This is a genomic window from Cronobacter sp. 153480017-3 (genome assembly GCF_053627815.1).
In genome coordinates this window covers 162,735-189,708 of the sequence record NZ_JBSEYN010000005.1, presented here as the reverse complement: position 1 = coordinate 189,708, position 26,974 = coordinate 162,735, and the positions used below count along the sequence as shown (strand labels likewise).

Below are 26,974 nucleotides of genomic sequence, written 5' to 3'. Positions count from 1 at the left end.
TGATGAGTTTCGAGCGGGAGTTCCCCTTTTATGCCTTCAGGTCGTCTGCAACAGCAATTCATCCGTTTGTGGCAATGCTGTGATGGCAAGCCGCAGGAAACGACGCTCAACGAACTGGCCGAGCTGCTGAGTTGCTCGCGCCGCCACATGCGCACGCTGCTGAACGCCATGCAAGCGCGCGGCTGGCTGACATGGGAAGCCGAGGCCGGACGCGGCAAACGCTCCAGGCTCCAGTTCCTCTATACCGGACTCGCGCTTCAGCAGCAGCGGGCGGAAGATCTGCTGGAGCAGGACAGGATCGATCAGCTGGTGCAGATCGTCGGCGACAAATCCACGGTGCGTCAGATGTTACTTTCACACCTGGGCCGCAGTTTCCGCCAGGGACGCCATATTTTGCGCGTGCTCTATTACCGCCCGCTGCAAAATCTGCTGCCCGGCAGCGCCTTGCGCCGTTCAGAAACCCATATCGCCCGGCAGATTTTCAACGGTCTGACGCGCATAAACGAGGAAAACGGGGAACTGGAAGCTGACATCGCGCACCACTGGCAGCGTATTTCCGCTTTCCACTGGCGCTTTTTCTTACGCCCCGGCATCCATTTTCATCATGGCCGCGAGCTGGACATGCTTGATGTCATCAGCTCGCTCCAGCGCATCTGCGCCCTGCCGCTCTACGCGCATATCCGTGAAGTGGTCTCTCCCACCGCCTGGACGCTGGATATTCATCTGAGCGAGCCCGACGACTGGCTGCCGTGGCTGATGGGCAGCGTGCCGGCGATGATCCTGCCGCGGGAGTGGCCGGAGCTGCCGAAATTCGCGAGCCAGCCCGTCGGCACTGGCCCTTACGCGGTGGTACGCAATAACAGCAACCAGCTTAAGATCCGCGCTTTTGATGACTACTTTGGCTATCGCGCGCTGATTGATGAGGTGAACTTCTGGGTGCTGCCGGAGATAGGCGAAGAACTGAGCTGCGCCGTTCAGCTTGAAGGCCCGACGCGCGACGCCGACGAAAAAGCCGTAGAAAGCCGCCTCGAAGAAGGCTGCTACTACCTGCTGTTTGATTCCCGCTCGCGCGTGGGCGCGATGCCGGAGGTGCGCCGCTGGATAAGCTCGCGCTTTACGCCTGCCCGCCTGCTGCACCGTGCCGCGCCGCACTATCAGCGCCTCTGGTTTCCGGCTTACGGCCTGCTGCCGCGCTGGCACCACGCGCCGCAAATTCCTGAGGCGCAGAAACCCGCCGGGCTGGAGCGTCTGACGCTCACCTTCTATGGCGACCACAATGAAAACCGCATTATCGGCGCGTTGTTGCGCGACATTCTGGCGCAGGAGCAGGTGGAGCTGGAATTGCGGGAAGTGAGCTATGAGGAGTGGTATCAGGGCGATATCACCAGCGATCTGTGGCTTAACAGCGCCAACTTTACGCTGCCGCTCGATTTCTCGCTGTTCGCGCACCTGTGCGAAGTGCCGCTCATTCAGCGCTGCATCCCGCTCGACTGGCAGGGCGACGCGCAGCGCTGGCGCACCGGTGCGCTGAACCTGCCGCAGTGGTGCCGCACGATGCTGGAGCGCCAGGATATTCTGCCGCTGATCCATCACTGGCTGATGCTCCAGGGCCAGCGCAGTATGCGCGGCGTGCGCATGAACACGCTCGGCTGGTTTGATTTTAAATCCGCCTGGTTTGCGCCGCCGGAGCCGTAACCCTTTCGCAACATTACGCAAATCATTACAATGGGCCGTTCTCAACGGGGTGCTGCCGGCTGACCGGTGCGCTGAGATAATACCCGTCGAACCTGATCCGGATAACGCCGGCGAAGGGATTTGAGGCTACCGCTCAAAATCCTTTGCCCCCATTTGATAAAGGTGCAAAGTGTTAAAAAAACTGCTTCCTCTGCTGGCGCTCGCCGCCGCTCCGGCTTTCGCCAAACCTGTCCTGACCGTCTACACCTATGACTCCTTCTCCTCGGAGTGGGGCCCTGGCCCGAAAATTAAAACCGCCTTTGAAGCCGACTGCGGCTGCGAGCTGAAATTCGTGGCGCTGGAAGATGGCGTCTCGCTGCTTAACCGTCTGCGCATGGAAGGCAAAAACAGCAAAGCCGATGTGGTGCTGGGCCTGGATAACAACCTGCTTCAGGCCGCGACCACGACCGGGCTGTTCGCCAAAAGCGGCGTTCCGGCGGGTGAGGTTAACGTGCCGGGCGGCTGGAACAACGACACCTTTGTGCCGTTCGACTACGGCTGGTTCGCCTTCGTTTATGACAAAAACAAACTGAAAAATCCGCCGAAAAGCCTCAAAGAGCTGGTTGAGAGCGATCAGAAATGGCGCGTCATCTATGAAGATCCGCGCACCAGCACGCCGGGGCTGGGCCTGCTGCTGTGGATGCAGAAAGTTTACGGCGATAAAGCGCCGGACGCCTGGCAGAAGCTCGCTGCAAAAACCGTTACCGTCACCAAAGGCTGGAGCGAAGCCTACGGCCTGTTCCTGAAAGGCGAAGGCGATCTGGTGCTGAGCTACACCACCTCGCCCGCCTACCACATTATTGAAGAGAAAAAAGAGAACTACGCCGCCGCGAATTTCAGCGAAGGCCACTACCTGCAGGTGGAAGTCGCGGCACGCACCGCCGCCAGCAAACAACCGGCGCTGGCGGAGAAATTCCTGAAGTTCATGGTTTCGCCTGCGTTCCAGAATGCAATTCCTGCCGGCAACTGGATGTACCCGGTGACCAACGTCGCGCTGCCGGAAGGCTTTAACGCGCTGACCCGGCCGCAGACCACCCTGCAATTCACCTCACAGGAAGTGGCCGCACAGCGCGCGCAATGGACGAGTGAATGGCAACGCGCCGTGAGCCGCTGATCCCCGGCTGGCTCTGGCCCGGCCTCACCGCCGCCCTGCTGATGGCGGCGGTGGCGCTGGCGGCGTTCGCAGCACTCTGGACACACGCGCCGCACACCGATGCACGCGCGCTGCTGCACGACAGCTATCTGTGGCACGTGGTGCGCTTCTCATTCTGGCAGGCGTTTCTCTCCGCGCTGATTTCCGTCGTGCCTGCGATCCCACTCGCCCGCGCGCTCTACCGCCGCCGCTTTCCGGGGCGGCGAATGCTGCTGCGACTGTGCGCCATGACGCTTATCCTGCCGGTGCTGGTGGCGATTTTCGGCCTGCTTAGCGTCTACGGGCGCAGCGGCTGGCTCGCCGCGCTCTGCTCGACGCTCGGCATCGAATGGACGTTCTCGCCTTATGGATTACAGGGCATCCTGCTGGCGCATCTCTTTTTTAATATGCCGATGGCGACCCGTCTGCTCTACCAGACGCTGACGCAGATCCCCGGCGAACAGCGCCAGCTCGCGGCGCAGCTCGGTATGCGCGGCTGGGACTTCTTCCGGCTGGTGGAGTGGCCCTGGCTGCGCCGCCAGATCCCGCCGGTGGCGGCGCTCATTTTTATGCTCTGCTTCGCCAGTTTCGCCACGGTGCTGGCGCTCGGCGGCGGGCCGCAGGCGACAACCATTGAGCTCGCCATCTACCAGGCGCTGAGCTATGACTACGATCCGGGCCGCGCGGCGCTGCTGGCGCTTATCCAGATGGGCTGCTGCCTGTCGCTTATCCTGTTAAGCCAGCGGCTCAGCAAGGCGATCCCGGTCGGCGCGACGCTGGCACGCGGCTGGCGCAACCCGGAGGATTCGTGGCGCAGCAAGCTTACCGATTCAGCGCTGATTGGTGCCGCGCTGCTGCTTCTCCTGCCGCCGCTGCTGGCGGTGCTGGTGGATGGCCTGGGCGGCGATATAAGCCATGCGCTGGCCGACCCGGCGCTGTGGCGCGCGCTCTGGACGTCGCTGCGTATCGCGCTCTGCGCGGGGGGGCTGTGCGTTATCCTGACCATGATGCTGCTCTGGAGCACGCGCGAGCTGTACCTGCGCCAGCGTCGTCTTGCCGGGCAAAGCCTTGAGCTCTGCGGCGTGCTGATCCTCGCGATGCCGGGCATCGTGCTGGCGACCGGGTTTTTCCTGCTGCTGAACGCCACCCTCGGCCTGCCGGAACGCGCCGATGCGATTGTGATTTTCACCAATGCCCTGATGGCGATTCCTTACGCGCTGAAAGTGCTCGATAACCCGATGCGCGATATCGCCGCGCGTTACGGCGCGCTCTGCGCGTCCCTTGAGATACGCGGCCTGAACCGGCTGCGGCTGGTGGAAACTCGCGCGCTGCGGGTGCCGCTCGCCCAGGCGATGGCGTTCGCCTGCGTATTGTCGATTGGCGACTTCGGCGTCGTGGCGCTGTTTGGTAATGAGGATTTCCGCACGCTGCCCTTTTATCTCTACCAGCAGATCGGCGCGTATCGCAGCGACGCTGGCGCGGTCACGGCGCTGCTGCTGCTGCTGCTCTGTTTCCTGCTGTTCACCTTGATTGAAAAACTTCCGGGGCGCCATGCTGACACTGACTGATCTCACCTGGCTGTATCACCACCTGCCGATGCGCTTTACGCTGGACGTGCGCGAGGGCGAACGCGTGGCGGTGCTGGGGCCAAGCGGCGCGGGCAAAAGCACGCTGCTCAATCTGATTGCCGGTTTTCTCGCGCCCGCCAGCGGCACGCTCACTATCAACGGCGCGGATCACACCCGCACGCCGCCGTCAAAACGCCCGGTGTCGATGCTGTTTCAGGAAAATAATCTCTTTAACCATCTGACGGTGCGCCAGAACATTGCGCTCGGGCTGTCGCCCGGCCTGCGGCTGAACGCGCAGCAGAAGCGTCAGGTCGAGGCGATAGCCGACAACATGGCGATTGGCGATCTGCTGGAGCGGCTGCCGGGCGCGCTCTCCGGCGGCCAGCGTCAGCGGGCGGCGCTGGCGCGCTGTCTGGTGCGAAAGCGCCCCGTTCTGCTGCTGGATGAGCCGTTTTCCGCGCTCGATCCGGCGCTGCGTCAGGAGATGCTGACGCTGCTGGAAACCTTATGCGAGGAGGAAGGCACGACGCTGCTCATGGTGTCGCACAGCGTCGAGGATGCGGCGCGTATCGCCGCGCGCAGTCTGGTGGTCGTTGAAGGACGCATCGTCTGGGACGGCCCCACCGCGCAGTTGCTGAGCGGCGAGGCCAGCGCGTCGGCGCTGCTCGGCATTACGCCTCACTGAGCGCCGGTCACCACTTTCCACAGAATGCTGCGATACACCGGCATCAGCGGGTGGCTCTGAATGGCGAACAGCGCCACGGCCGCCGCCACCGCCACGCCGGGAGCCAGCCAGTGCAGACGCGGGCGCGGCAGATAGCGCGTGAGGCGATCCTGCGTTTTACCGCTGCGCCACCAGCGCCAGAGCAGCCACGCCGCCAGCCAGACCAGCAGCGCCACGCCGCCGAGCAGCCATTTAAACGCACCGCTTTTCATCTCCGGCGGAATGTCGATAGCGGCACCCGCGAGAATGCCCGGCAGAAAGTAAAACGGCGGCCAGAGCAGGCAGCCGACGATATTCGGCGGAAGGAATTTACGCACCGGCAGATCGAGCATTCCCGCCACCATCGGCACCAGCGGACGCGTCGGCCCGACAAAGCGCCCGACGAGAATGGTAAACATGCTGTGCTGATGCAGCGCGTGTTCGGTTTTATCGAGCAGCGCCTTGTGCTTTTTCAGGAAGGACCAGCGGTGCAGCGGTTTCTTAAAGCGCCAGCCGAGCCAGAATGAGATCCAGTCGCCAAGCAGGCAGCCAATAATCCCCACGGCCCAGGCCTCATAGAAATTGACCTCGCCGCTGCCGATGAGCGCGCCCAGGGCTGCCATCAGTACGGTGCCGGGCAGCAGTAACCCGACCAGCGCCAGGGATTCGAGGAACGCTACCAGCGCAATAGCAATCAGCGAATAGGCGACTGACTGAGTGATAAAGTGTTCCAGAAAGGCTTCCATAACGCATCCGGTAAAGTGTGGAACAGAGGATTCTCCTGAGCGCTATGCCCTGCGTCAAGCCATCCTTCTTTAACCATACTTTACTTTACCGGGCATGACACGAAACCCACGTTGCGTTATTCGCATCCGGCGCGGAATTCACTCGGGCTCGCCCCGGTGCATTTCTTAAACACACGCGAGAAATAGAGCTGATCTTCAAAGCCCACGTTGCGCCCGACGCTCGCTATCGGCATGCGTGTGGTGCTGAGCAAAAGCTTCGCCTGGCTGATGCGCTGATCTTCGCGCCAGCTCAGCACGCTGACGCCCAACTGCTGACGGAAGAGATGCGACAGGCGCGACGGCGACAGGCAGACATGCTGGGCGACGCTTGCGATATCAAAATGGCTGTCGGCCAGGTGATCGCTGATGTACTGGCAGGCGTCGCGCACGCGGCTGTCGAGCGGCGCTTTCAGCGATTCGCTAATCGCCTCGACGCGGCGCAGCAGCAACTGTTCCAGCAAGTTTATCGCGAGCAGCTCGGCATAGCGCCCCGGCCCCTGCGCGGCGTCGATAATCGCCTGAAACAGCGAAGAAAACTGTTCGTGATGCGCCTCATCCGGGCGGTAAAAACCGGTATTGGCGAAAATAGCGGGCCAGTTCAGCCACTCGTGCCAGTAGGCGCGCGGGCGGAAATAGACCCACTGGTGATACCACTCTTTCGCCTCCGGGTTGCGGCCATAGTGGTGCACTTCGCCCGGCGGGAACAGCAGCATATCGCCGGGGCGGCAGAGATATTCCTTACCCTGATTTTTCACCACCCCTTCGCCGCGCACCGTCAGGTTGAGAATATAACCTTTCATGCCGAGCGGCCGGTCAATGAAAAAATCGAGCCAGCCGTCGGCCTCAATCGGCGTCAGTCCGGCCACGAGATGGGCGTTAAACGAGTAACCAGGCAGCAGAGGATCGTTTTGCGTTTCAGCCATTTTCACGGCGCTCCGAAGCGAGAGTGAAGAAACCATTTGTCCATATCGTTATTTTCGCCAGCGGCGGCAGGCACCTGAGTGCCTGGCACAACAGCGGCGGCGGCTTAAGCCCGCTTTATTACAGAAAATAACCTGTATTGCCTTCGCTGTCAGGCTTTTTAATCCATAACCGAAGTGTCTATAAGCGCGGCAGAAATGTCCACATCGAATATTTGCGTGGCGTCACAAATTCTCGCTTCACAGCATTTTCGTCCATAAGTTCAGCGGATCCACCCTGACCCTTTTGGCGGGGTAAAACTAATGTTCTCTCCATGTTTGTTTATCGCATGGAGTATGAAGATGGCTATTGCGCTGGGACTCGATTTTGGCAGCGACTCGGTGAGAGCTTTGGCGGTGGACTGCACCACCGGTGCCGAGCTTGCCACCAGCGTGGAGTGGTATCCACGCTGGCAGGAAGGGCGCTATTGCGACGCGGCCCGTAACCAGTTCCGCCATCATCCGCGGGATTACATTGAATCAATGGAAGCGGCGTTAAAAACCGTGCTGGCGGCACTCTCGCCAGAGCAGCGCGCCGCCGTGGTTGGCATCGGCGTTGACAGCACCGGCTCCACGCCCGCCCCGATTGACGCCGACGGTAACGTGCTGGCGCTTAATCCGGAGTTTGCCGACAACCCCAACGCGATGTTCGTGCTGTGGAAAGATCACACCTCGGTGGAGGAAGCGGAAGCAATCACCCGCCTGTGCCATACGCCCGGCAAAACGGACTATTCGCGCTACATCGGCGGGATTTACTCCAGCGAATGGTTCTGGGCCAAGATCCTGCATGTGACGCGCCAGGACAGCGCCGTCGCGCAGGCCGCCGCCTCGTGGATTGAGCTGTGCGACTGGGTACCTGCCCTGCTCTCCGGCACCACCCGCCCGGCGGATATTCGCCGCGGCCGTTGCAGCGCCGGTCATAAATCGCTGTGGCATGAAAGCTGGGGCGGCCTGCCGCCGGCAAGCTTCTTCGATGAGCTTGATCCGCTGATTAACCAGCATCTCGACTACCCGATGTTCACCGACACCTTCACCGCCGACATCCCGGTGGGCAACCTGTGCGCCGACTGGGCGCAGCGCCTCGGCCTGTCGGAAAGCGTGGTGATTTCCGGCGGCGCGTTTGACTGCCATATGGGCGCGGTCGGCGCGGGCGCACAGCCGAATACGCTGGTGAAAGTGATCGGCACCTCCACCTGCGACATCCTGGTGGCGGAGAAAGCGGACGTCGGCGAGCGCGCCGTGAAAGGTATTTGTGGTCAGGTGGATGGCAGCGTGGTGCCGGATTTCATCGGCCTCGAAGCCGGGCAATCCGCCTTCGGCGATATCTACGCCTGGTTTGGCCGCCTGCTCGGCTGGCCGCTGGATACGCTCGCGAAGCAGCATCCGGAACTGAAACCCCAGATTGAAGCCAGCAAAAAACAGCTGCTGCCTGCGCTTACGGAAGCCTGGGCGAAAAACCCGTCGCTCGATCATCTGCCGGTGATCCTCGACTGGTTTAACGGCCGCCGCACGCCGTTCGCCAACCAGCGCCTGAAAGGCGTCATTACCGATCTTAACCTCGCCACCGACGCGCCGCTGCTCTTCGGCGGGCTTATCGCCGCCACCGCCTTTGGTGCGCGCGCCATTCAGGAGTGCTTTGTCGATCAGGGCATCGCGGTGAATAACGTGATGGCGCTCGGCGGCATCGCCCGTAAAAACCCGGTGATTATGCAGGTCTGTTGCGACGTACTAAACCGCCCGCTGCAAATCGTCGCCTCCGATCAGTGCTGTGCGCTGGGCGCGGCCATTTTCGCCGCCGTCGCCGCAGGCGCTCATGCCGATATCCCGCAGGCGCAGCAGGCGATGGCAAGCCAGATTGAAAGCACGCTACAGCCGCAGCCGGAGAGCGCCGCGCGCTTCGAACAACTCTACCGCCGCTTCCAGCAATGGTCGCAAAGCGCGGAACAACACTATCTCCCTTCAGCCGCTACCCCGCAGTCTGCCGAGCGCGCAGGCCAGGCGGCCCTGACACATTAAGGACACGATGATGACAATTTTCGATCAGTATGAAGTGTGGTTTGTGATTGGCAGCCAGCACCTTTACGGCCCTGAAACGCTGCGTCAGGTCAACCAGCACGCCGAACAGGTGGTGAACGCGCTGAACGCTGAAGCGAAGCTGCCGTGCAAACTGGTGTTGAAGCCGCTCGGCACCACACCGGACGAGATCACCGCCATTTGCCGCGACGCCAACTATGACGACAAATGCGCGGGTCTGGTGGTCTGGCTGCATACGTTCTCGCCGGCGAAGATGTGGATCAACGGTCTTTCCATCCTTAATAAACCGCTGCTGCAATTCCACACCCAGTTCAATGCGCAGATCCCGTGGGGCAGCATCGACATGGACTTTATGAACCTGAACCAGACCGCGCACGGCGGCCGCGAGTTCGGCTTCATCGGCGCGCGGATGCGTCTGCAACATAGCGTGGTGACCGGCCACTGGCAGGACAAACAGTCTCAGGGGCGTCTTGGCGCGTGGATGCGCCAGGCGGTATCGAAACAGGATACCCGTCACCTGAAAGTGGCGCGCTTTGGCGACAACATGCGTGAAGTCGCCGTGACCGAAGGGGATAAAGTTGCCGCGCAGATCAAGTTCGGCTTCTCGGTGAACACCTGGGGCGTGGGCGATCTGGTAGCCGTGGTTAACGACGTCAGCGAAGGCGATATCAACGCGCTGGTGGATGAATATGAAAGCAGCTACCGCCTGACGCCCGCCGCGCAAATTAACGGCGATAAACGCCAGAACGTTCTTGATGCGGCGCGCATTGAGCTTGGCATGAAGCGCTTCCTGGAGGACGGCGGTTTCCACGCCTTCACCACGACGTTTGAAGACTTGCACGGACTGAAACAGCTGCCGGGCCTCGCGGTACAGCGCCTGATGCAGCAGGGTTACGGCTTTGCGGGCGAAGGCGACTGGAAAACCGCCGCGCTGCTGCGCATCATGAAAGTGATGTCGACTGGCCTTGAAGGCGGCACCTCCTTTATGGAGGACTACACCTATAACTTCGAGAACGGCAACGACATGGTGCTCGGCTCCCATATGCTGGAAGTCTGCCCGACCATCGCCACGCCGGAAAAACCGATCCTCGACGTGCAATATCTCGGCATTGGCGGTAAAGCCGACCCGGCGCGCCTGATCTTCTCCACCTCCACCGGTCCGGCCGTCAACGCCAGCCTTATCGATCTGGGCGATCGTTTCCGCCTGCTGGTGAACTGCGTCGACGCGGTAAAAACCCCGCACGACCTGCCGAAGCTGCCGGTGGCCAACGCGCTGTGGAAAGCGCAGCCGGATCTGCCGACCGCGTCTGAAGCCTGGATCCTCGCCGGTGGCGCGCACCACACCGTCTTCAGCCAGGCGCTGACGCTCGACGATATGCGCCTGTTCGCGGAGATGCATGACCTTGAACTCGCCGTGATCGACAACGAGACCCGCCTGCCCGCGTTTAAAGACGCGCTGCGCTGGAACGAAGTCTATTACGGCTTCAAACGTTAACCCCCAGTGCCCGGTGACGCGTCGTGCGCCGGGCCTGTGACTTCGCAGGCTCGCTCGCGACACGTCATCCGGCGTGGAGAGAGGTATGTTAGAAGAACTCAAGCGTCAGGTGCTGGAAGCCAATCTGGCGCTGCCAAAGCATAATCTGGTGACGCTCACGTGGGGCAACGTGAGCGCCGTTGACCGCGAGCGCGGCCTGTTTGTTATCAAGCCCTCGGGCGTCGATTACAGCGTGATGACCGCAGAAGATATGGTGGTGGTCAGCATCGAGACCGGCGAAGTCGTCGAAGGCACGAAAAAGCCATCGTCCGATACGCCCACCCATCGCCTGCTCTATCAGCAGTTCCCGACGATCGGCGGCATTGTGCATACCCATTCGCGCCACGCGACGATCTGGGCGCAGGCGGGGCTGCCGATCCCGGCGACCGGCACCACGCATGCCGATTACTTTTACGGGGAGATCCCCTGCACCCGTAAAATGACGGATGACGAGATCAACGGCGCGTATGAGTGGGAAACCGGCGTAGTGATCGCCGAAACCTTCCGCCAGCGCGATATCGATCCGGCTCAGATGCCCGGCGTGCTGGTGCATTCCCACGGCCCGTTCGCCTGGGGTAAAGATGCGGTCGACGCGGTACATAACGCGATCGTGCTGGAAGAGATCGCCTATATGGGGATCTTCTGCCGCCAGCTCGCCCCGGAACTGCCGCCAATGCAGCAGACGCTGCTGGATAAACACTATCTGCGCAAACACGGCGCGAAAGCGTATTACGGGCAGTAAACCGCGCCCGGTGGCGCGACGCTTACCGGGCTTGCGGTCAACCTGTAATACCACCGCGTACCTGTATAAAACCCCAGCAAAACAGACGCAACCAGGCTATAATCACGCCTGGTTTTTTATGTGAGTACGCCGCGTGTCTGAAGCGTATCAGGGGTTTATTTTAAGCCGTCACTGGCGGGATACACCGCAGGGAACGGAGATCGAATTCTGGCTTGCGACAGATGCCGGGCCGCTGCGCGTCTGCCTGCCGCCGCAGGAGTCCGTCGCGTTTATTCCCGAAGCCGAACGCGCGCGCGCCGAAAGCCTGCTTGCGCAGGAGAACGACGCGCGCTTCGCGGCACTTTCACTGAAAGATTTTCAGCGTCAGCCTGTGTGCGGCCTTTATTGCCGCTCGCACCGCCAGCTGATGCGGCTTGAAAAGCTGCTGCGCGAAAACGGCGTCACGGTCTATGAGGCGGATATTCGCCCGCCGGAGCGCTTTCTGATGGAGCGGTTTATCACGGCACCCGTGTGGGTCAGCGGCGAGCGTCAGGGCGAGCGGCTGATTAACGCACGCCTGAAGCCGAGCCCGCACTATCGCCCGCCGCTCGAATGGGTGTCGCTGGATATCGAAACCAACCGCCACGGCGAGCTTTACTGCATTGGTCTTGAAGGCTGCGGCTCGCGCGTGGTCTACATGCTCGGGCCGGAAAACGGCAATTCCCGCGGCCTTGATTTCGAGCTGGAATATGTCGCAAGCCGCCCGCAACTGATTGAAAAACTCAACGCCTGGTTTGCAAGGCATGACCCGGACGTGCTGGTCGGCTGGAACGTTATCCAGTTCGATCTGCGGATGCTGCAAAAACATGCTGAGCGCTACGGCGTGCCCTTACGGCTTGGGCGCGGTAACAGCGAGCTGGAGTGGCGCGAGCACGGCTTTAAAAATGGCGTTTTTTTCGCGCAGGCCGCGGGGCGGTTAATCATCGACGGCATTGAAGCGCTAAAATCCGCCTTCTGGAATTTTTCATCGTTTTCGCTGGAGGCGGTGTCTCAGGAGCTGCTCGGCGAAGGCAAAGCCATCGACAACCCGTGGCAGCGCATGGATGAGATCGACCGGCGCTTCGCGGAGGATAAACCCGCGCTCGCCACCTACAACCTGAAAGACTGCGAGCTGGTAACGCGCATCTTCCATAAAACGGAGATCATGCCGTTTCTGCTGGAACGCGCCACGGTGAACGGCCTGCCGGTGGACCGCCACGGCGGCTCGGTCGCGGCATTCAGCCACCTCTATTTTCCACGCATGCACCGCGCGGGTTTTGTCGCGCCCAATCTCGGCGCGGTGCCGCCGCAGGCCAGTCCCGGCGGCTATGTGATGGATTCACAGCCCGGCTTGTATGACTCGGTGCTGGTGCTGGATTACAAAAGCCTTTATCCGTCGATCATCCGCACCTTTTTAATTGATCCGGTGGGGCTGGTGGAAGGGCTGGGCGCGCCGGAACCCGCGGCAAGCGTGGAAGGCTTTATCGGCGCCTGGTTTTCGCGCGAGACGCACTGCCTGCCGGAGATCGTCACGCAGATCTGGCAGGGGCGCGAAGAGGCTAAACGCCTCGGCAACAAGCCGCTCTCTCAGGCGCTGAAAATCATCATGAACGCGTTTTACGGCGTGCTCGGCACCAGCGCGTGCCGGTTCTACGATCCGCGCCTCGCCTCCTCGATCACCATGCGCGGCCACGAGATCATGCGTCAGACCAAAGCGCTGATCGAAGCGCAGGGCTATACGGTGATTTACGGCGATACCGACTCCACGTTCGTCTGGCTTAAACGGGCGCATAGAGAAGACGAGGCCGCAGAGATAGGCCAGCGGCTGATTGCACACGTTAACGCCTGGTGGCAGCGTCACCTTAAAGAGAGTATGGGCCTTGAGAGTGCGCTGGAGCTGGAGTACGAAACTCACTTCAGCCGTTTTCTGATGCCGACCATTCGTGGCGCGGAGATGGGCAGCAAAAAACGCTACGCCGGGCTGATTCAGGAAGGGGACAGCCAGCGCATGGTTTTTAAAGGGCTGGAAACGGTGCGCACCGACTGGACGCCGCTCGCGCAGCAGTTCCAGCAAAATCTCTACCTGCGTATTTTTCGCCGCGAGCCGTACCAGGACTACATTCGCGACACTATCGCGCGGCTGATGGCGGGCGAACTGGACGATCAACTGGTCTACCGCAAACGCCTGCGCCGCCCGCTCAGCGAATACCAGCGCAACGTGCCGCCGCACGTGCGCGCCGCACGGCTTGCCGATGAGCATAACGCGCGCCTCGGGCGTCCGGCGCAGTACCAGAACCGCGGCACGATTAAATATGTCTGGACAATGAACGGCCCGGAACCGGTGGATTATCAGCAGGGCGCGCCCGACTACGATCACTATTTAACGAAGCAGTTACAGCCCGTCGCGGACGGCATCCTGCCTTTTATGGAGGATGACTTTGCTACACTCATGACAGGGCAGATGGGGCTTTTTTGACACGTGACGAACGTCCTGCCATCCAGTACCATAGCGCCCTTTTCACATCATCCTGATTGCGACCCCCCGCCTGTACGCAGGCGGGAGTCATACTATTGCCTGCAAATCTGATAAGAGAATAGAGCCGATATATATGCCTTTTACACTTGGTCAACGCTGGATCAGCGATACGGAAAGCGAACTGGGACTGGGCACCGTGGTGGCTATCGACGCCCGCATGGTGACTCTGCTTTTCCCGGCTACCGGTGAAAATCGTCTGTATGCCCGAAATGACTCCCCGGTCACCCGCGTAATGTTCAACCCGGGCGATACCGTGACCAGCCACGAAGGCTGGCAGTTGAAAGTGGATGAAGTAAAGGAAGAAAACGGCTTACTTATTTATATCGGCACCCGTCTGGATACGCTTGAGGAAAATGTCGCGCTGCGTGAAGTGTTCCTCGACAGCAAACTGGTGTTCAGCAAACCGCAGGACCGCCTGTTCGCCGGTCAGATTGACCGAATGGACCGCTTTGCCCTGCGCTATCGCGCCCGCAAATACCAGAGCGAACAGTACCGGATGCCGTGGAGCGGCCTGCGCGGCCAGCGCACGAACCTTATCCCGCACCAGCTCAATATCGCCAATGACGTGGGCCGCCGCCACGCGCCGCGCGTGCTGCTGGCCGATGAAGTGGGTCTCGGCAAAACCATCGAGGCCGGGATGATCATTCATCAGCAGCTGCTTGCAGGCGCAGCCGAGCGCGTGCTGATTGTCGTGCCGGAAACGTTGCAACACCAGTGGCTGGTGGAGATGCTGCGCCGCTTCAACCTGCGCTTCTCGCTGTTTGATGACGAACGTTACGCCGAAGCCCAGCATGAATCCGACAACCCGTTCGACACCGAACAACTGGTTATCTGCTCGCTGGATTTCGTGCGCCGCAACAAGCAGCGCCTTGAGCATCTGTGCGATGCCGAGTGGGATCTGCTGGTGGTGGATGAAGCTCATCACCTGGTCTGGAGCGAAGACGCCCCGAGCCGTGAATATCAGGCGATTGAACAGCTGGCCGAACGCGTGCCAGGCGTACTGCTGCTGACCGCGACGCCGGAACAGCTCGGTATGGAGAGCCACTTCGCGCGTCTGCGCCTGCTGGACCCAAACCGTTTCCACGATTTCGCGCAGTTTGTCGAAGAACAGCAGAACTATCGCCCGGTGGCGGACGCCGTGGCGCTGCTGCTGGCGGGCACGCATCTGAGCGATGAACAGCTCAACACCTTAAGCGAACTGATTGGCGAACAGGATATTGAGCCGCTCCTGCAAACCGCGAACAGCGACCGCGACGGCGCTGAAAGCGCGCGCCAGGAGCTGGTCTCCATGCTGATGGATCGCCACGGCACCAGCCGCGTACTGTTCCGTAATACCCGCAACGGCGTGAAAGGCTTCCCGCAGCGCGAACTGCACACCATTAAGCTGCCGCTGCCGACGCAGTACCAGACCGCGATTAAAGTCTCCGGCATCATGGGCGCGCGTAAATCTGCCGAAGAGCGCGCGCGCGATATGCTCTACCCGGAGCAGATTTATCAGGAATTTGAAGGCGACAGCGGCACATGGTGGAACTTTGACCCGCGCGTGGAGTGGCTGATGGGCTATCTGACCAGCCACCGCTCGCAGAAAGTGCTGGTGATTTGCGCCAAAGCCGCCACCGCCCTGCAACTGGAGCAGGTGCTGCGCGAGCGAGAAGGCATCCGCGCCGCCGTGTTCCATGAAGGCATGTCGATTATCGAGCGCGACCGCGCGGCGGCCTGGTTTGCTGAAGAAGATACCGGCGCGCAGGTGCTGCTGTGCTCGGAAATCGGCTCCGAGGGCCGCAACTTCCAGTTCGCCAGCCAGCTGGTGATGTTCGATCTGCCGTTCAACCCCGATCTGCTGGAACAGCGTATCGGCCGTCTGGACCGTATCGGCCAGGCGCATGATATCCAGATCCATGTGCCGTACCTTGAGAAAACCGCGCAATCCGTGCTGGTGCGCTGGTATCACGAAGGCCTGGACGCGTTCGAACACACCTGCCCTACCGGACGCGCCATTTATGACAGCGTCTGTGAGCAATTGATTGGTTATCTGGCCGCCCCGGAGAACACCGAAGGCTTTGACGCGTTGATTCAGGCGTGCCGCAAACAGCACGATGAGCTGAAAGCGCAGCTTGAGCAGGGCCGCGACCGCCTGCTGGAGATCCACTCCAACGGCGGCGAAAAAGCCCAGCAGCTGGCTGATGCCATCGCTGAACAGGATGACGATACGGGACTGGTGAATTTCGCCATGAACCTGTTCGACATCGTCGGCATTAATCAGGACGATCGCGGCGAACATATGATTGTGCTGACGCCCTCCGATCACATGCTGGTGCCGGATTTCCCCGGCCTGCCGGAAGATGGCTGCACCATTACGTTTAACCGCGACGTGGCGCTCTCGCGCGAAGACGCGCAGTTCATCACCTGGGAGCACCCGCTTATCCGCAACGGTCTGGATCTGATCCTCTCCGGCGATACCGGCAGCTGCACCATTTCGCTGCTGAAAAACAAAGCGTTACCGGTCGGCACGCTGCTGCTGGAACTGATTTACGTAGTCGAAGCCAAAGCGCCGAAGCAGTTGCAGCTTAACCGCTTCCTGCCGCCGACGCCGGTCCGCATGCTGCTTGATAAAAATGGCAATAACCTGGCAGGCCAGGTGGAATTTGAAAGCTTCAACCGCCAGCTCAGCGCCGTGAACCGCCATACCGGCAGCAAGCTGGTGAACGCGGTGCAGCAGGAAGTGCATGCGATTCTGCAGGGCGGCGAAGCGCAGGTGGAGAAAGCGGCGCGCGAGCTTATCGACGCGGCGCGTCAGGAAGCCGATGACAAACTCTCCGCCGAGCTGTCGCGTCTCGAAGCGCTGCGCGCCGTGAACCCGAACATTCGCGACGACGAACTGGCGGCGATTGAGCATAACCGTCAGCAGGTGCTGGAGAATCTTAACCAGGCGAGCTGGCGACTGGATGCGCTGCGTCTTATCGTAGTGACTCATCAGTAACCGGAGCGAAACATGCTGGATGCCTATAACCCGCCGCAAGACCCGTGGCTGCTCATTCTTTATCAGGATGAGCATATTATGGTGGTCAACAAACCCAGCGGTCTGCTCTCCGTGCCAGGACGGCTTGAGGAGCACAAAGACAGCGTGATGACCCGCATTCAGCGTGATTTCCCGAAGGCAGAGTCGGTGCACCGGCTGGATATGGCCACCAGCGGGGTGATTGCGGTGGCGCTCACCAAAGCCGCGGAGCGCGAGCTTAAGCGGCAGTTCCGCGAACGCGAGCCGAAGAAGCACTATGTGGCGCGCGTCTGGGGGCACCCGGAAAACGCGCAGGGGGTGGTGGATTTACCGCTGATTTGCGACTGGCCGAACCGGCCAAAGCAGAAGGTCTGCTATGAAACGGGCAAGGCGGCGCAAACCGAGTATGAGGTGCTGGAGTACGCGAACGATAACACCGCCCGCGTGCTGCTCAGGCCGATTACCGGGCGTTCGCATCAGTTGCGCGTGCATATGATGGCGCTTGGCCACCCGATTCTGGGCGATAAGTTTTACGCGACACCCGAGGCGTTTGCCCGCGCGCCGCGTCTGCTGCTGCACGCCGAGCAGCTGACGATTACGCATCCGGCCTACGGCACGCCGATGACGTTCCGGGCACCAGCGGATTTCTGAGCCGCTCCCGGTAACCCATACGTAGTCACCCATAAATGAAAAGAGACGCAGATGCGTCTCTTTTTGTTTGGCTCAGGCTTTGCTTAACGAAACCCTTTCGCCGACTTGATCATGTCGTAGGCTTTCTGAATTTCCTGCGCCTTCTGCTGCGCCATTTGCATCATCTGCGGCGGCAGCCCTTTGGCGACCAGTTTGTCAGGATGATGCTCGCTCATCAGCTTGCGGTACGCGCGTTTGATGGTCGTGGCGTCATCGGTCGTTTTGACACCCAGCACGTTGCAGGCGTCTTCCAGCGTCGGCCCGCGCGGTGCCTGCTGCGCATCGCCGTTGTGCCAGGATTGCTGACCGGAGCCAAACTGCGCGCCGCCCTGCATCATGCGCAGGAACTGATCGAACTGCATGCGGGAAATCCCCAGCTCTTCGCCAATCACATACAGCACGTCGCGCTCTTTCGGGTGCAGCGAGCCGTCCGCAAACGCGGTCTGGATCTGAATTTCCAGAAACATCCGAATCAGATCAAAGCGGCCAAAGCAGACGCTGCGAAGCTGGCGCATTTTATCGCGCAACGGATAGCCATTTTCCTTGCCCACGCGAAACGCGTTGCGGGCCGCGTCTCGCGACGCGCCGTGCAGGTTCATGCGATCCATAAACTGCGTCGCCACCTGAATATCGGCTTCCGTGACACGACCTTTCGATTTGGTCAGGTGTCCCATCACCTCAAACGTAGTGGCGAAGAAGAGCGACTGACGTTCCTGCTGGCTGGTGAACCAGACGGTACGACGGCTGCGCGCTTTGTCTATCATATGGCCTATTACGAGGCCTAAGATGACGCCCCAGACTCCACCGCCGACCAGCAGCCCGGTGAGCCCTCCAACCAGTTTTCCCCAATACTGCATATACTCCCCAAATGGTCATGCCGTCAGCCAGAAATTCCTTTATCATACCTGCCATTCAAAGCGGTGCCTAACCGGCAGGCAGAAAAGCAGACAGGATAACACTGGCGCTGTAGTGATGAGTAAGTTAGTCTCTGACCGTTTGCCGACGCGAAGCCATTGATGATGGAACCACGAATAACTCGTATGAAAAAACGTATTCCCACCTTGCTGGCCACCATGATTGGCGCAGCCCTTTACAGCCAACAAGGCATGGCTGCCGATCTTGCTTCTCAATGTAAGCTTGGCATACCCACCTATAATCGTCCTCTGGTACAGGGCGACCCTAACCAGTTGCCGGTGACCATTAACGCCGATCACGCGAAAGGTAACTACCCGGACAACGCGGTATTTACTGGTAATGTCGATATTCAGCAAGGTAATGGTCGCCTGCAGGCCGATGAAGTACAGCTTCATCAAAAGCAGGTGGAAGGCCAGCCAACGCCTGTGCGCACGGTCGATGCCCTGGGTAATGTGCACTATGACGACAATCAGGTCATCCTGAAAGGTCCTAAAGCGTGGGCAAATTTAAATACTAAAGATACCAACGTCTGGGAAGGCGATTACCAGATGGTAGGGCGTCAGGGCCGCGGTAAAGCGGATCTGATGAAACAGCGCGGCGAAAACCGCTATACGATTCTGGAAAACGGTTCATTTACTTCCTGTCTGCCGGGTTCCGATACCTGGAGCGTGGTCGGTAGTGAAGTTATCCACGACCGCGAAGAGCAGGTCGCTGAAATCTGGAACGCCCGTTTTAAACTCGGCCCGGTGCCGGTGTTCTACAGCCCCTATTTGCAGCTGCCGGTTGGCGATAAACGTCGTTCCGGCTTCCTTATCCCGAACGCGCAATACAGTAAGAACAACTACTTCGAGTTCTCCTTACCGTATTACTGGAATATCGCACCGAACTTCGATGCCACCATTACCCCGCACTACATGCATAAGCGCGGTAACGTGCAGTGGCAGAATGAATTCCGCTATCTGACGCACGCAGGCGCGGGCCTGATGGAATTCGACTATCTGCCGTCGGATAACGTCTATCAGGATGAGCATCCGGAGATGGATTCTAAGCACCGCTGGCTGTACTACTGGCAGCACGTTGGTGTAATGGATCAGGTGTGGCGCTTTAACGTTAACTACACCAAGGTTAGCGACACCGATTACTTTAACGATTTCAACTCGAAATACGGCTCGAGTACCGACGGCTACGCGACGCAGTTCTTCAGCGTGGGTTATGCGGTCCAGGACTTCGACGCGACGGTTTCCGCACGCCAGTTCCAGGTGTTCGATGCCAGCCGAGGGAGCTCCTATCGTGCCGAGCCGCAGCTTGACGTCAATTTCTACCAGAACGACGTCGGGCCGTTCGATACGCATCTTTACGCTCAGGCCGTCCATTTCACTAACGTGAACGAGAACTACCCGGAAGCGACGCGTCTGCACCTTGAGCCGACCATCAATCTGCCGATGTCTAACGACTGGGGCAGCCTGAATGCCGAGGCAAAACTGCTGGCAACACACTATCAGCAGGACAATCTCGAACGTTACCGGAACTATCTTGGCGGCAATAACGAAGCGGCTAACAATCTGGAAGATTCCGTTAACCGCGTTCTGCCGCAGTTTAAGCTCGACGGTAAAGTGGTCTTCGAGCGTGACGCCAATCTTTTCGGCGATGGTTTTACCCAGACCCTGGAGCCGCGCGCGCAGTATCTCTATGTGCCGTACCGCGATCAGAGCACGATCAACAACTACGACTCCTCACTGCTGCAGTCCGACTACTCCGGCCTGTTCCGTGACCGTACTTACGGCGGCCTTGACCGTATCGCGTCTGCAAATCAGGTCACAACGGGCGTGACGTCACGTATTTATGATGACGCCGCGGTTGAACGTTTTAACGTTTCTGTAGGTCAAATCTACTACTTCACCCAGTCCCGTACCGGCGATGACAACATCAACTGGGAGAAGAATAAAGATACGGGCTCGATGGTCTGGGCAGGTGATACTTACTGGCGCATCAGCGATCGCTGGGGCCTGCGCGGCGGCGTGCAGTATGACGCGCGCCTTGCTAACGTTGCCACCGGCAATGGCGTCATCGAGTACCGTCGTGATGAAGATCGCGTGGTGCAGCTGAACTACCGTTACGCAAGCCCGGAGTATATCCAGGCGACGCTGCCGACTTTTGCGCGATCAGAACAGTATAAAGACGGTATTAATCAGGTGGGCATGACGGCGAGCTGGCCGGTTGTGGATCGCTGGTCGGTCGTGGGCGCGTATTACTACGACACCAATACCAACGAAGCGGCCGATCAGATGCTCGGCGTGCAGTACAACTCCTGCTGTTATGCCATCCGCGTCGGTTATGAGCGGAAACTCAACGGCTGGGATATTGATAAGAGCAAATACGATGAAGTCATTGGCTTCAACATTGAGCTGCGCGGCCTGAGCTCCAACTACGGTCTCGGCACTCAGCAGATGCTGCGCTCGAATATTCTGCCGTATCAGCGCTCCATGTAATGCTCAGATTTTGAAACATCCTCCGCTTTGCGGTTAAACGAAATGGAAAAGGTATGAAGAACTGGAAAACGCTGCTTCTCGGTATCACCCTGGTGGTGAATACCAGCTTCGCTGCTCCGCAGGTTGTCGATAAAGTTGCAGCCGTCGTGAACAACGGCGTGGTACTGGAAAGTGACGTTGATGGCCTCATGCAGTCGGTAAAGCTTAACGCCAACCAGGCAGGCCAGCAGCTCCCGGATGACAGCACGCTGCGTCATCAGATTCTGGAACGTCTGATCATGGATCAGATTATGTTGCAGATGGGCCAGAAAATGGGCGTGAAAATCAGCGATGAACAGCTTGACCAGGCTATCGCTAATATCGCCAAACAAAACAACATGACGCTCGATCAGATGCGTAGCCGTCTGGCCTATGACGGCCTGAACTACAACACCTATCGCGCCCAGATCCGCAAAGAGATGATCATCTCTGAAGTGCGTAATAACGAAGTGCGTCGTCGCGTTACTATCCTGCCGCAGGAAGTGGAAACCCTGGCCGAGCAGGTCGGCAACCAGAACGACGCCAGCACCGAACTGAACCTGAGCCACATTCTGATCCCGCTGCCGGAAAACCCGACCGCCGATCAGGTGAGCGAAGCCGAAGCGCAGGCGCGTTCGATTATCGATCAGGCGCGTAACGGCGGCGATTTCGGTAAGCTTGCGATTACCTATTCCGCAGATCAGCAGGCGCTGAAAGGCGGCCAGATGGGCTGGGGCCGTATTCAGGAGCTGCCATCGGTATTCGCCCAGGCGCTGAGCACGGCGAAGAAAGGCGACGTGATTGGCCCGATCCGCTCAGGCGTCGGCTTCCATATCATTAAAGTGAACGATCTGCGTGGCCAGTCTCAGACCGTGTCGGTCACTGAAGTCCATGCGCGTCACATTCTGCTCAAGCCGTCGCCGATCATGACCGATCAGCAGGCGCGTCAGAAACTTGAAGAGATCGCCGCTGATATCAAGAGTGGTAAAACCACCTTTGCTCAGGCCGCGCGTGAATTCTCTCAGGATCCGGGCTCTGCTAACCAGGGCGGGGATCTCGGCTGGGCGGCAGCGGACGTTTACGATCCGGCTTTCCGCGATGCGCTGATGAGCCTCAGCAAAGGCCAGATGAGCACGCCGGTACACTCGTCTTTCGGCTGGCATCTGATCGAACTGCTGGATACCCGCAAGTCTGACCGCACCGACGCGGCCCAGAAAGATCGCGCCTACCGCATGCTGTTTAACCGCAAATTCTCCGAAGAAGCTGCGACCTGGATGCAGGAACAACGCGCCAGCGCCTACGTGAAAATTCTGAGCAACTGATGGTAAAAACCCCTCGCGTGGTCATTACACCCGGCGAACCCGCCGGGATTGGCCCCGACCTGGTTGTCGCGCTGGCCCAGAATAGCTGGCCTGCGCAACTGGTCGTCTGCGCCGACCCGTCGCTCCTTACCGCGCGGGCGGCGCAGCTCGGTTTACCGCTCACGCTATTGCCCTTCTCGTCTGATAAACCCGCCGCTCCCCAGGCGGCAGGCACGCTCACGCTCCTGCCCGTTACGCTAAAAGCGCCTGTCCTTCCCGGTACGCTCGATGCGGCGAACGGCAGTTACGTGGTGGAAACCCTGGCGCGCGCCTGCGATGGCTGCCTGAGCGGCGAATTCGACGCGCTGGTCACAGGCCCGGTGCACAAAGGGATTATCAACGACGCGGGCATTCCGTTTACCGGCCATACCGAGTTCTTTGAAGCGCGCAGTCATAGCGAAAAAGTCGTGATGATGCTCGCCACCGAAGCGCTGCGCGTCGCCCTGGTCACGACACATCTGCCGCTGAAAGCGGTGGCGGATGCCATTACGCCGGATCTCCTGCGCCATATCCTCACGACGCTGCATCACGACCTGCAAAGCAAATTTGGTATCGCGAACCCGCACGTGCTGGTCTGCGGTCTGAACCCGCACGCGGGCGAAAGCGGTCATATGGGCACCGAGGAGATCGATACGATTATCCCTGTGCTGGAAGCGATGCGCGCGAAAGGGATGCGTCTCACCGGCCCGCTGCCCGCTGATACCCTTTTTCAGCCCAAATACCTCGAAAACGCCGATGCGGTGCTGGCGATGTACCACGATCAGGGCCTGCCCGTGCTAAAATACCAGGGATTTGGCCGCGCGGTGAACATTACGCTCGGCCTGCCCTTTATCCGCATGTCGGTCGATCACGGCACCGCGCTGGAGCTGGCAGGTTCCGGAAACGCCAGCGTCGGCAGTTTTATTACGGCGCTTAATCTCGCCATCAGCATGATTGTGAACAGTAAGAATCAATGAATAATCGAGTCCATCAGGGCCATTTAGCCCGCAAACGCTTCGGGCAAAACTTTCTTAACGATCAATTCGTTATAGACAGCATCGTCTCTGCAATTAACCCACAAAAAGGCCAGGCGATGGTAGAAATCGGCCCGGGCCTTGCCGCATTAACCGAGCCGGTGGGCGAACGCCTTGACCAGCTTACCGTTATTGAGCTTGACCGCGATCTGGCAGCGCGCCTGCAAACGCATCCGTTCCTTGGCCCGAAACTGACCATTTATCAGCAGGACGCCATGACCATGGATTTCGGCGAACTGTCGCAGAAGATGGGCCAGCCGCTGCGCGTGTTCGGTAACCTGCCGTACAATATCTCGACCCCACTGATGTTCCACCTCTTTAGCTATACTGATGCGATTGCCGACATGCACTTCATGCTGCAAAAAGAGGTGGTCAACCGTCTGGTTGCCGGGCCGAACAGCAAGGCGTACGGTCGCTTAAGCGTGATGGCGCAATACTTCTGCCAGGTTATTCCTGTGCTTGAAGTACCGCCGACCGCCTTTACGCCGCCGCCTAAAGTGGATTCCGCCGTGGTGCGCCTTGTGCCGCACGCCACGCCGCCGCATCCGGTGAAAGAGCTGCGTCTGTTAAGCCGTCTCACCACCGAAGCGTTTAACCAGCGCCGTAAAACGATTCGCAACAGCCTTGGCAATGTGTTCAGCCCTGAGGTTCTGACGTCGCTCGGCATCGACCCGGCTATGCGCGCCGAGAATATTTCTGTTGCGCAGTATTGCCAGATGGCGAATTATTTAGCTGATAATCCGCCCTCGAAGGAGAGCTAAACATGGCTGATTCACCCCGCGTTTGCGTACAGGTACAAAGCGTTTATATCGAAGCCCAGTCTTCACCGGAGGATGAGCGTTTCGTCTTTGCCTATACCGTCACCGTCCGCAATCTGGGGCGAACGCCTGTTCAGCTGCTGGGCCGCTACTGGCTTATCACCAACGGCAACGGTAAAGAGACCGAAGTCCAGGGTGAAGGCGTGGTAGGGGTTCAGCCCCATATCCAGCCCGGCGGCGAATACCAGTACACCAGCGGCGCGGTCATTGAAACGCCGTTCGGCACAATGCAGGGCCACTACGAAATGGTGGACGATCAGGGCAACGGTTTTCACCTTGATATCCCGGTTTTCCGCCTCGCCGTTCCCACACTGATCCATTAATACCATGTCTACTTATCTGATTGGCGACGTTCATGGTTGCTACGATGAACTTGTCGCGCTGTTACAGCAGGTCGAATTTACACCAGGCCAGGATACGCTCTGGCTGACCGGCGATCTGGTGGCCCGCGGCCCCGGCTCGCTTGAAGTGCTGCGCTATGTCCGTTCACTCGGCGATTCCGTTCGCATGGTGCTGGGCAACCACGATCTGCATCTGCTGGCGGTTTTCGCGGGCATCAGCCGTAATAAACCGAAAGATCGCGTGACGCCGCTGCTGGAAGCGCCGGACGCCGACGAGCTTATCAACTGGCTGCGCCGCCAGCCGCTGTTGCAGGTGGACGAAGAGAAAAAGCTGGTGATGGCCCACGCGGGTATTACGCCACAGTGGGATCTCGCTACCGCTCAGGCGTGTGCGCGCGATGTCGAGGCGGTGCTGGCGAGCGACAGCTATCCGCTATTCCTCGACGCCATGTACGGCGATATGCCTAACAACTGGTCGCCGGAGCTGACGGGCCTTGCGCGCCTGCGCTTTATTTCCAACGCCTTTACGCGCATGCGTTATTGCTTCCCGAACGGCCAGCTCGATATGTATTGCAAAGAGAGCCCGGAAAGCGCGCCCGCGCCGCTGAAACCGTGGTTCGCCATTCCTGGGCCGGTGGCGCAGGAGTACGCGATCGTCTTTGGACACTGGGCGTCGCTGGAAGGAAAAGGCACGCCGGAGAATATCTACGCGCTCGATACCGGCTGCTGCTGGGGCGGTACCCTGACCTGTTTGCGCTGGGAAGATAAAGCGGTGTTCACGCAGCATTCCAATCGTCAGGCCGACATCGACGACGACAAAGCCGCGATCGCATCCTGATCGTTTTTTGCAAAAGGTGGATGCGCTGCGCTTATCCACCCTACAAACCATGCACCACTTCCCCAGGGCGGGTAAGCCACGCGCACCCGCCATAAACAAAAGGTGGATGCGCTACGCTTATCCATCCTACAAACCATGCCCCGCTCCCCGTAGGGCGGGTAAGCCACGCGCACCCGCCGTAAAACAAAAGGTGGATGCGCTACGCTTATCCACCCTACAAACCATGCCCCGCTCCCCGTAGGGCGGGTAAGCCACGCGCACCCGCCGTAAACCGCACCCGCAGCCCCATAAAAAAAGCGGACGCGCCATGCGCATCCGCTTTTTCAACACAACCGTCAACCCAGACGCGGCTTAACGGCGCTCCAGAATCTCGAAACAATAGCTGTGTGAGTTCTTCTCATCGGCGTCATGGAATTCGCTAAACACCGACTGCCACTCGTCCGGCTCGTAATCCGGGAAATGGGTATCGCCTTCCACTTCCGCATCGATATGGGTGAGATAAAGACGCTGCGCGCGCGGCAGAAACTGCTCGTAAACGCGACCGCCGCCAATCACCATCACTTCTTCGGCATCGCCGCAGGCCTGTAGCGCTTCCTCAACGGAGCGCACCCACACCACGCGGTCATCGTCGCCCGGACGGCTGCTGAGCACAATATTTTTACGGCCCGGCAGCGGGCGACCGATCGATTCCCAGGTCAGACGCCCCATGATAACCGGTTTGTTAAGCGTGTTACGTTTAAACCAGGCGAGATCGGCAGGGAGGTCCCACGGCATGGCGTTTTCCATACCAATCACGCGATCCACCGCTAAAGCCGCAATCAGACTGATCATTGATAATTTCCCAGGTGTAAAAAATTGCCGCCACTATACGGAAAGCGCAATCTTTAGTCGACTGGCGACCGGAACCAGGCAGAGAATTTTTTTTGTTCTGCTGTGCAGGGCACGATGCAGCGTTTTTCGCCGCAGATGTATGCCTATGAAACCAAACGCGTTTCGACTTTACACCCGCGTAAAGCCGCTGTGTCGCCAGAAAGCGCCAGATGTCAAAATGTACTGAATGCTTTATAGTGCGCGCTTGCTGAAGTGAGGATTGACCATGCTGGAAACCACCCTTTTTGTTGCCACTATTGCGGCGCTGGGCATGCTGTCGCCGGGCCCCGATTTCTTTCTGGTTATCAAAAACGCCGCGCGCTATCCGCGCAGCGCCGCGATGATGACGGCCGCAGGCGTCATCGCAGGCGTTGTGACGCATATGACCTACTGCGTGGCGGGCATCGCAGTAGTCATCACCACCACGCCCTGGCTTTTCGGCGCGCTGAAATATGTCGGCGCGGCGTATCTCGTCTGGCTTGGCGTGAATGCGCTGCTGGCGCGCGGCACCACCAGTCTGGCGCTTGATGGCGTGGCGCAGGAGAGCACTTCGCTTAAAAAAGCGTTTATTCAGGGCTACCTCTGCAATCTGCTGAACCCCAAAGCCACGCTGTTTTTTCTGGCGATGTTCACTCAGGTGCTGAACGTAAACTCCGGCCTGATGGAAAAACTCTGGTATGCGGGCATTATCGTCGCGCTGACGCTTGTCTGGTGGCCGCTGCTTGTCCTGTTGATTCAGAGCCAGCCGGTGCGCCGCGGCCTGACCAAAGCGCAGAAGGTGATCGACAAACTGCTGGGCGGCATGCTGTTGGCGCTCGGCATTAAAGTGGCGCTGAGCTAACGCCGCGCTCTGCCTTCGCGCAAAAGAAAACGCCCCG

Annotated in this window: 21 protein-coding genes and 1 riboswitch; of the genes, 17 read left to right on the top strand and 4 right to left on the bottom strand. The window is 59.5% G+C overall.

The annotated features are described in order from the left end of the window. The first annotated feature begins 30 nt into the window (after nt 1–30). The 4 genes from sgrR (at nt 31) to thiQ (ending at nt 5,119) form a co-directional block, all read left to right on the top strand. Nucleotides 31–1,695 (top strand): HTH-type transcriptional regulator SgrR, encoded by a 1,665-nt coding sequence (sgrR, locus tag ACUW6V_RS13320; RefSeq protein WP_454038471.1) that lies wholly within the window; start codon nt 31–33, stop codon nt 1,693–1,695. Nucleotides 1,696–1,730: 35 nt separating this feature from the next. Next, nucleotides 1,731–1,832, top strand: a riboswitch (TPP riboswitch). Between the two features lie 32 nt (nt 1,833–1,864). After that, nucleotides 1,865–2,848, top strand: coding sequence for a thiamine ABC transporter substrate binding subunit (gene thiB / locus ACUW6V_RS13315; protein WP_454038470.1), 984 nt, complete (start codon nt 1,865–1,867; stop codon nt 2,846–2,848). Continuing rightward, nucleotides 2,824–4,434, top strand: a complete 1,611-nt coding sequence (gene thiP / locus ACUW6V_RS13310) for a thiamine/thiamine pyrophosphate ABC transporter permease ThiP (protein ID WP_454038469.1) — start codon at nt 2,824–2,826, stop codon at nt 4,432–4,434. The genes thiB and thiP overlap by 25 nt, the downstream gene beginning before the upstream one ends. Continuing rightward, nucleotides 4,418–5,119: a thiamine ABC transporter ATP-binding protein ThiQ gene (gene thiQ / locus ACUW6V_RS13305; RefSeq protein WP_076728611.1), complete on the top strand. Its 702-nt coding sequence runs from the start codon at nt 4,418–4,420 to the stop codon at nt 5,117–5,119. Before thiP ends, thiQ begins: the two co-directional genes overlap by 17 nt. On the opposite strand, the gene ACUW6V_RS13300 is transcribed toward thiQ, so the two are convergent. Continuing rightward, complete coding sequence (locus ACUW6V_RS13300; RefSeq protein ID WP_454038468.1) at nt 5,113–5,883, bottom strand: DedA family protein; 771 nt, start codon at nt 5,881–5,883, stop codon at nt 5,113–5,115. The genes thiQ and ACUW6V_RS13300 overlap by 7 nt on opposite strands. Before the next feature lie 116 nt (nt 5,884–5,999). Beyond that, nucleotides 6,000–6,845, bottom strand: coding sequence for an arabinose operon transcriptional regulator AraC (araC, locus tag ACUW6V_RS13295; protein WP_004386427.1), 846 nt, complete (start codon nt 6,843–6,845; stop codon nt 6,000–6,002). Between the two features lie 339 nt (nt 6,846–7,184). Between araC and araB the strand changes: the two genes are divergently transcribed. From araB to rluA, 6 genes are all read left to right on the top strand, one after another. After that, nucleotides 7,185–8,897 carry a ribulokinase gene (araB, locus tag ACUW6V_RS13290; protein WP_454038467.1) on the top strand — a complete coding sequence of 571 codons (1,713 nt, stop codon included), beginning with the start codon at nt 7,185–7,187 and terminating at the stop codon, nt 8,895–8,897. A gap of 10 nt (nt 8,898–8,907) precedes the next feature. Beyond that, the gene (gene araA, locus ACUW6V_RS13285) at nt 8,908–10,410 is read left to right on the top strand and encodes an L-arabinose isomerase (RefSeq protein WP_029039497.1); all 1,503 of its coding nucleotides are present in this window, start codon (nt 8,908–8,910) and stop codon (nt 10,408–10,410) included. Between the two features lie 85 nt (nt 10,411–10,495). Continuing rightward, nucleotides 10,496–11,191 (top strand): L-ribulose-5-phosphate 4-epimerase, encoded by a 696-nt coding sequence (gene araD / locus ACUW6V_RS13280; protein ID WP_004386431.1) that lies wholly within the window; start codon nt 10,496–10,498, stop codon nt 11,189–11,191. 133 nt (nt 11,192–11,324) lie between these two features. After that, complete coding sequence (gene polB / locus ACUW6V_RS13275; protein ID WP_454038466.1) at nt 11,325–13,685, top strand: DNA polymerase II; 2,361 nt, start codon at nt 11,325–11,327, stop codon at nt 13,683–13,685. A gap of 133 nt (nt 13,686–13,818) precedes the next feature. Beyond that, entirely contained in the window at nt 13,819–16,725 is a 2,907-nt protein-coding gene (gene rapA / locus ACUW6V_RS13270; RefSeq protein ID WP_454038465.1) for an RNA polymerase-associated protein RapA, read from the top strand. 12 nt (nt 16,726–16,737) lie between these two features. Continuing rightward, nucleotides 16,738–17,394: a bifunctional tRNA pseudouridine(32) synthase/23S rRNA pseudouridine(746) synthase RluA gene (gene rluA, locus ACUW6V_RS13265; RefSeq protein WP_454038464.1), complete on the top strand. Its 657-nt coding sequence runs from the start codon at nt 16,738–16,740 to the stop codon at nt 17,392–17,394. Nucleotides 17,395–17,477: 83 nt separating this feature from the next. Here rluA and djlA read toward each other — a convergent pair whose 3' ends face one another. Further along, nucleotides 17,478–18,290, bottom strand: a complete 813-nt coding sequence (djlA, locus tag ACUW6V_RS13260) for a co-chaperone DjlA (protein ID WP_007864244.1) — start codon at nt 18,288–18,290, stop codon at nt 17,478–17,480. A gap of 183 nt (nt 18,291–18,473) precedes the next feature. Between djlA and lptD the strand changes: the two genes are divergently transcribed. Genes lptD through apaH form a run of 6 tightly spaced genes read left to right on the top strand, consistent with a single transcriptional unit; the run spans nt 18,474 to nt 25,226 of the window. Continuing rightward, the gene (gene lptD, locus ACUW6V_RS13255; protein ID WP_454038463.1) at nt 18,474–20,837 is read left to right on the top strand and encodes an LPS assembly protein LptD; all 2,364 of its coding nucleotides are present in this window, start codon (nt 18,474–18,476) and stop codon (nt 20,835–20,837) included. A gap of 53 nt (nt 20,838–20,890) precedes the next feature. Beyond that, nucleotides 20,891–22,177, top strand: a complete 1,287-nt coding sequence (gene surA / locus ACUW6V_RS13250) for a peptidylprolyl isomerase SurA (RefSeq protein ID WP_004385577.1) — start codon at nt 20,891–20,893, stop codon at nt 22,175–22,177. Then, the gene (gene pdxA / locus ACUW6V_RS13245) at nt 22,177–23,172 is read left to right on the top strand and encodes a 4-hydroxythreonine-4-phosphate dehydrogenase PdxA (protein WP_454038462.1); all 996 of its coding nucleotides are present in this window, start codon (nt 22,177–22,179) and stop codon (nt 23,170–23,172) included. Before surA ends, pdxA begins: the two co-directional genes overlap by 1 nt. Further along, complete coding sequence (gene rsmA, locus ACUW6V_RS13240; RefSeq protein ID WP_004385580.1) at nt 23,169–23,990, top strand: 16S rRNA (adenine(1518)-N(6)/adenine(1519)-N(6))-dimethyltransferase RsmA; 822 nt, start codon at nt 23,169–23,171, stop codon at nt 23,988–23,990. The genes pdxA and rsmA overlap by 4 nt, the downstream gene beginning before the upstream one ends. A 2-nt stretch (nt 23,991–23,992) precedes the next feature. Further along, nucleotides 23,993–24,370, top strand: coding sequence for a Co2+/Mg2+ efflux protein ApaG (apaG, locus tag ACUW6V_RS13235; RefSeq protein WP_004385583.1), 378 nt, complete (start codon nt 23,993–23,995; stop codon nt 24,368–24,370). A 4-nt stretch (nt 24,371–24,374) separates the two neighbouring features. Further along, complete coding sequence (gene apaH, locus ACUW6V_RS13230; RefSeq protein ID WP_032988885.1) at nt 24,375–25,226, top strand: bis(5'-nucleosyl)-tetraphosphatase (symmetrical) ApaH; 852 nt, start codon at nt 24,375–24,377, stop codon at nt 25,224–25,226. A gap of 351 nt (nt 25,227–25,577) precedes the next feature. Here the strand turns inward: apaH and folA are convergent, their stop codons facing one another. After that, nucleotides 25,578–26,057, bottom strand: a complete 480-nt coding sequence (folA, locus tag ACUW6V_RS13225; RefSeq protein WP_004386239.1) for a type 3 dihydrofolate reductase — start codon at nt 26,055–26,057, stop codon at nt 25,578–25,580. Between the two features lie 265 nt (nt 26,058–26,322). Between folA and ACUW6V_RS13220 the strand changes: the two genes are divergently transcribed. Next, on the top strand, nt 26,323–26,937 hold the full coding sequence (locus ACUW6V_RS13220) for a LysE family transporter (protein ID WP_004386240.1): 615 nt from the start codon (nt 26,323–26,325) through the stop codon (nt 26,935–26,937). The last annotated feature ends 37 nt before the right edge of the window (nt 26,938–26,974 follow it).

Coding starts and splice junctions, on each gene's coding strand:
- sgrR (WP_454038471.1), top strand. CDS start 31: ATGCCTTCAGGTCGTCTGCAACAGCAATTCATCCGTTTGTGGCAATGC.
- thiP (WP_454038469.1), top strand. CDS start 2,824: ATGGCAACGCGCCGTGAGCCGCTGATCCCCGGCTGGCTCTGGCCCGGC.
- thiQ (WP_076728611.1), top strand. CDS start 4,418: ATGCTGACACTGACTGATCTCACCTGGCTGTATCACCACCTGCCGATG.
- ACUW6V_RS13300 (WP_454038468.1), bottom strand. CDS start 5,883: ATGGAAGCCTTTCTGGAACACTTTATCACTCAGTCAGTCGCCTATTCG.
- araC (WP_004386427.1), bottom strand. CDS start 6,845: ATGGCTGAAACGCAAAACGATCCTCTGCTGCCTGGTTACTCGTTTAAC.
- araB (WP_454038467.1), top strand. CDS start 7,185: ATGGCTATTGCGCTGGGACTCGATTTTGGCAGCGACTCGGTGAGAGCT.
- araA (WP_029039497.1), top strand. CDS start 8,908: ATGACAATTTTCGATCAGTATGAAGTGTGGTTTGTGATTGGCAGCCAG.
- araD (WP_004386431.1), top strand. CDS start 10,496: ATGTTAGAAGAACTCAAGCGTCAGGTGCTGGAAGCCAATCTGGCGCTG.
- rapA (WP_454038465.1), top strand. CDS start 13,819: ATGCCTTTTACACTTGGTCAACGCTGGATCAGCGATACGGAAAGCGAA.
- rluA (WP_454038464.1), top strand. CDS start 16,738: ATGCTGGATGCCTATAACCCGCCGCAAGACCCGTGGCTGCTCATTCTT.
- djlA (WP_007864244.1), bottom strand. CDS start 18,290: ATGCAGTATTGGGGAAAACTGGTTGGAGGGCTCACCGGGCTGCTGGTC.
- lptD (WP_454038463.1), top strand. CDS start 18,474: ATGAAAAAACGTATTCCCACCTTGCTGGCCACCATGATTGGCGCAGCC.
- surA (WP_004385577.1), top strand. CDS start 20,891: ATGAAGAACTGGAAAACGCTGCTTCTCGGTATCACCCTGGTGGTGAAT.
- pdxA (WP_454038462.1), top strand. CDS start 22,177: ATGGTAAAAACCCCTCGCGTGGTCATTACACCCGGCGAACCCGCCGGG.
- rsmA (WP_004385580.1), top strand. CDS start 23,169: ATGAATAATCGAGTCCATCAGGGCCATTTAGCCCGCAAACGCTTCGGG.
- apaG (WP_004385583.1), top strand. CDS start 23,993: ATGGCTGATTCACCCCGCGTTTGCGTACAGGTACAAAGCGTTTATATC.
- apaH (WP_032988885.1), top strand. CDS start 24,375: ATGTCTACTTATCTGATTGGCGACGTTCATGGTTGCTACGATGAACTT.
- folA (WP_004386239.1), bottom strand. CDS start 26,057: ATGATCAGTCTGATTGCGGCTTTAGCGGTGGATCGCGTGATTGGTATG.
- ACUW6V_RS13220 (WP_004386240.1), top strand. CDS start 26,323: ATGCTGGAAACCACCCTTTTTGTTGCCACTATTGCGGCGCTGGGCATG.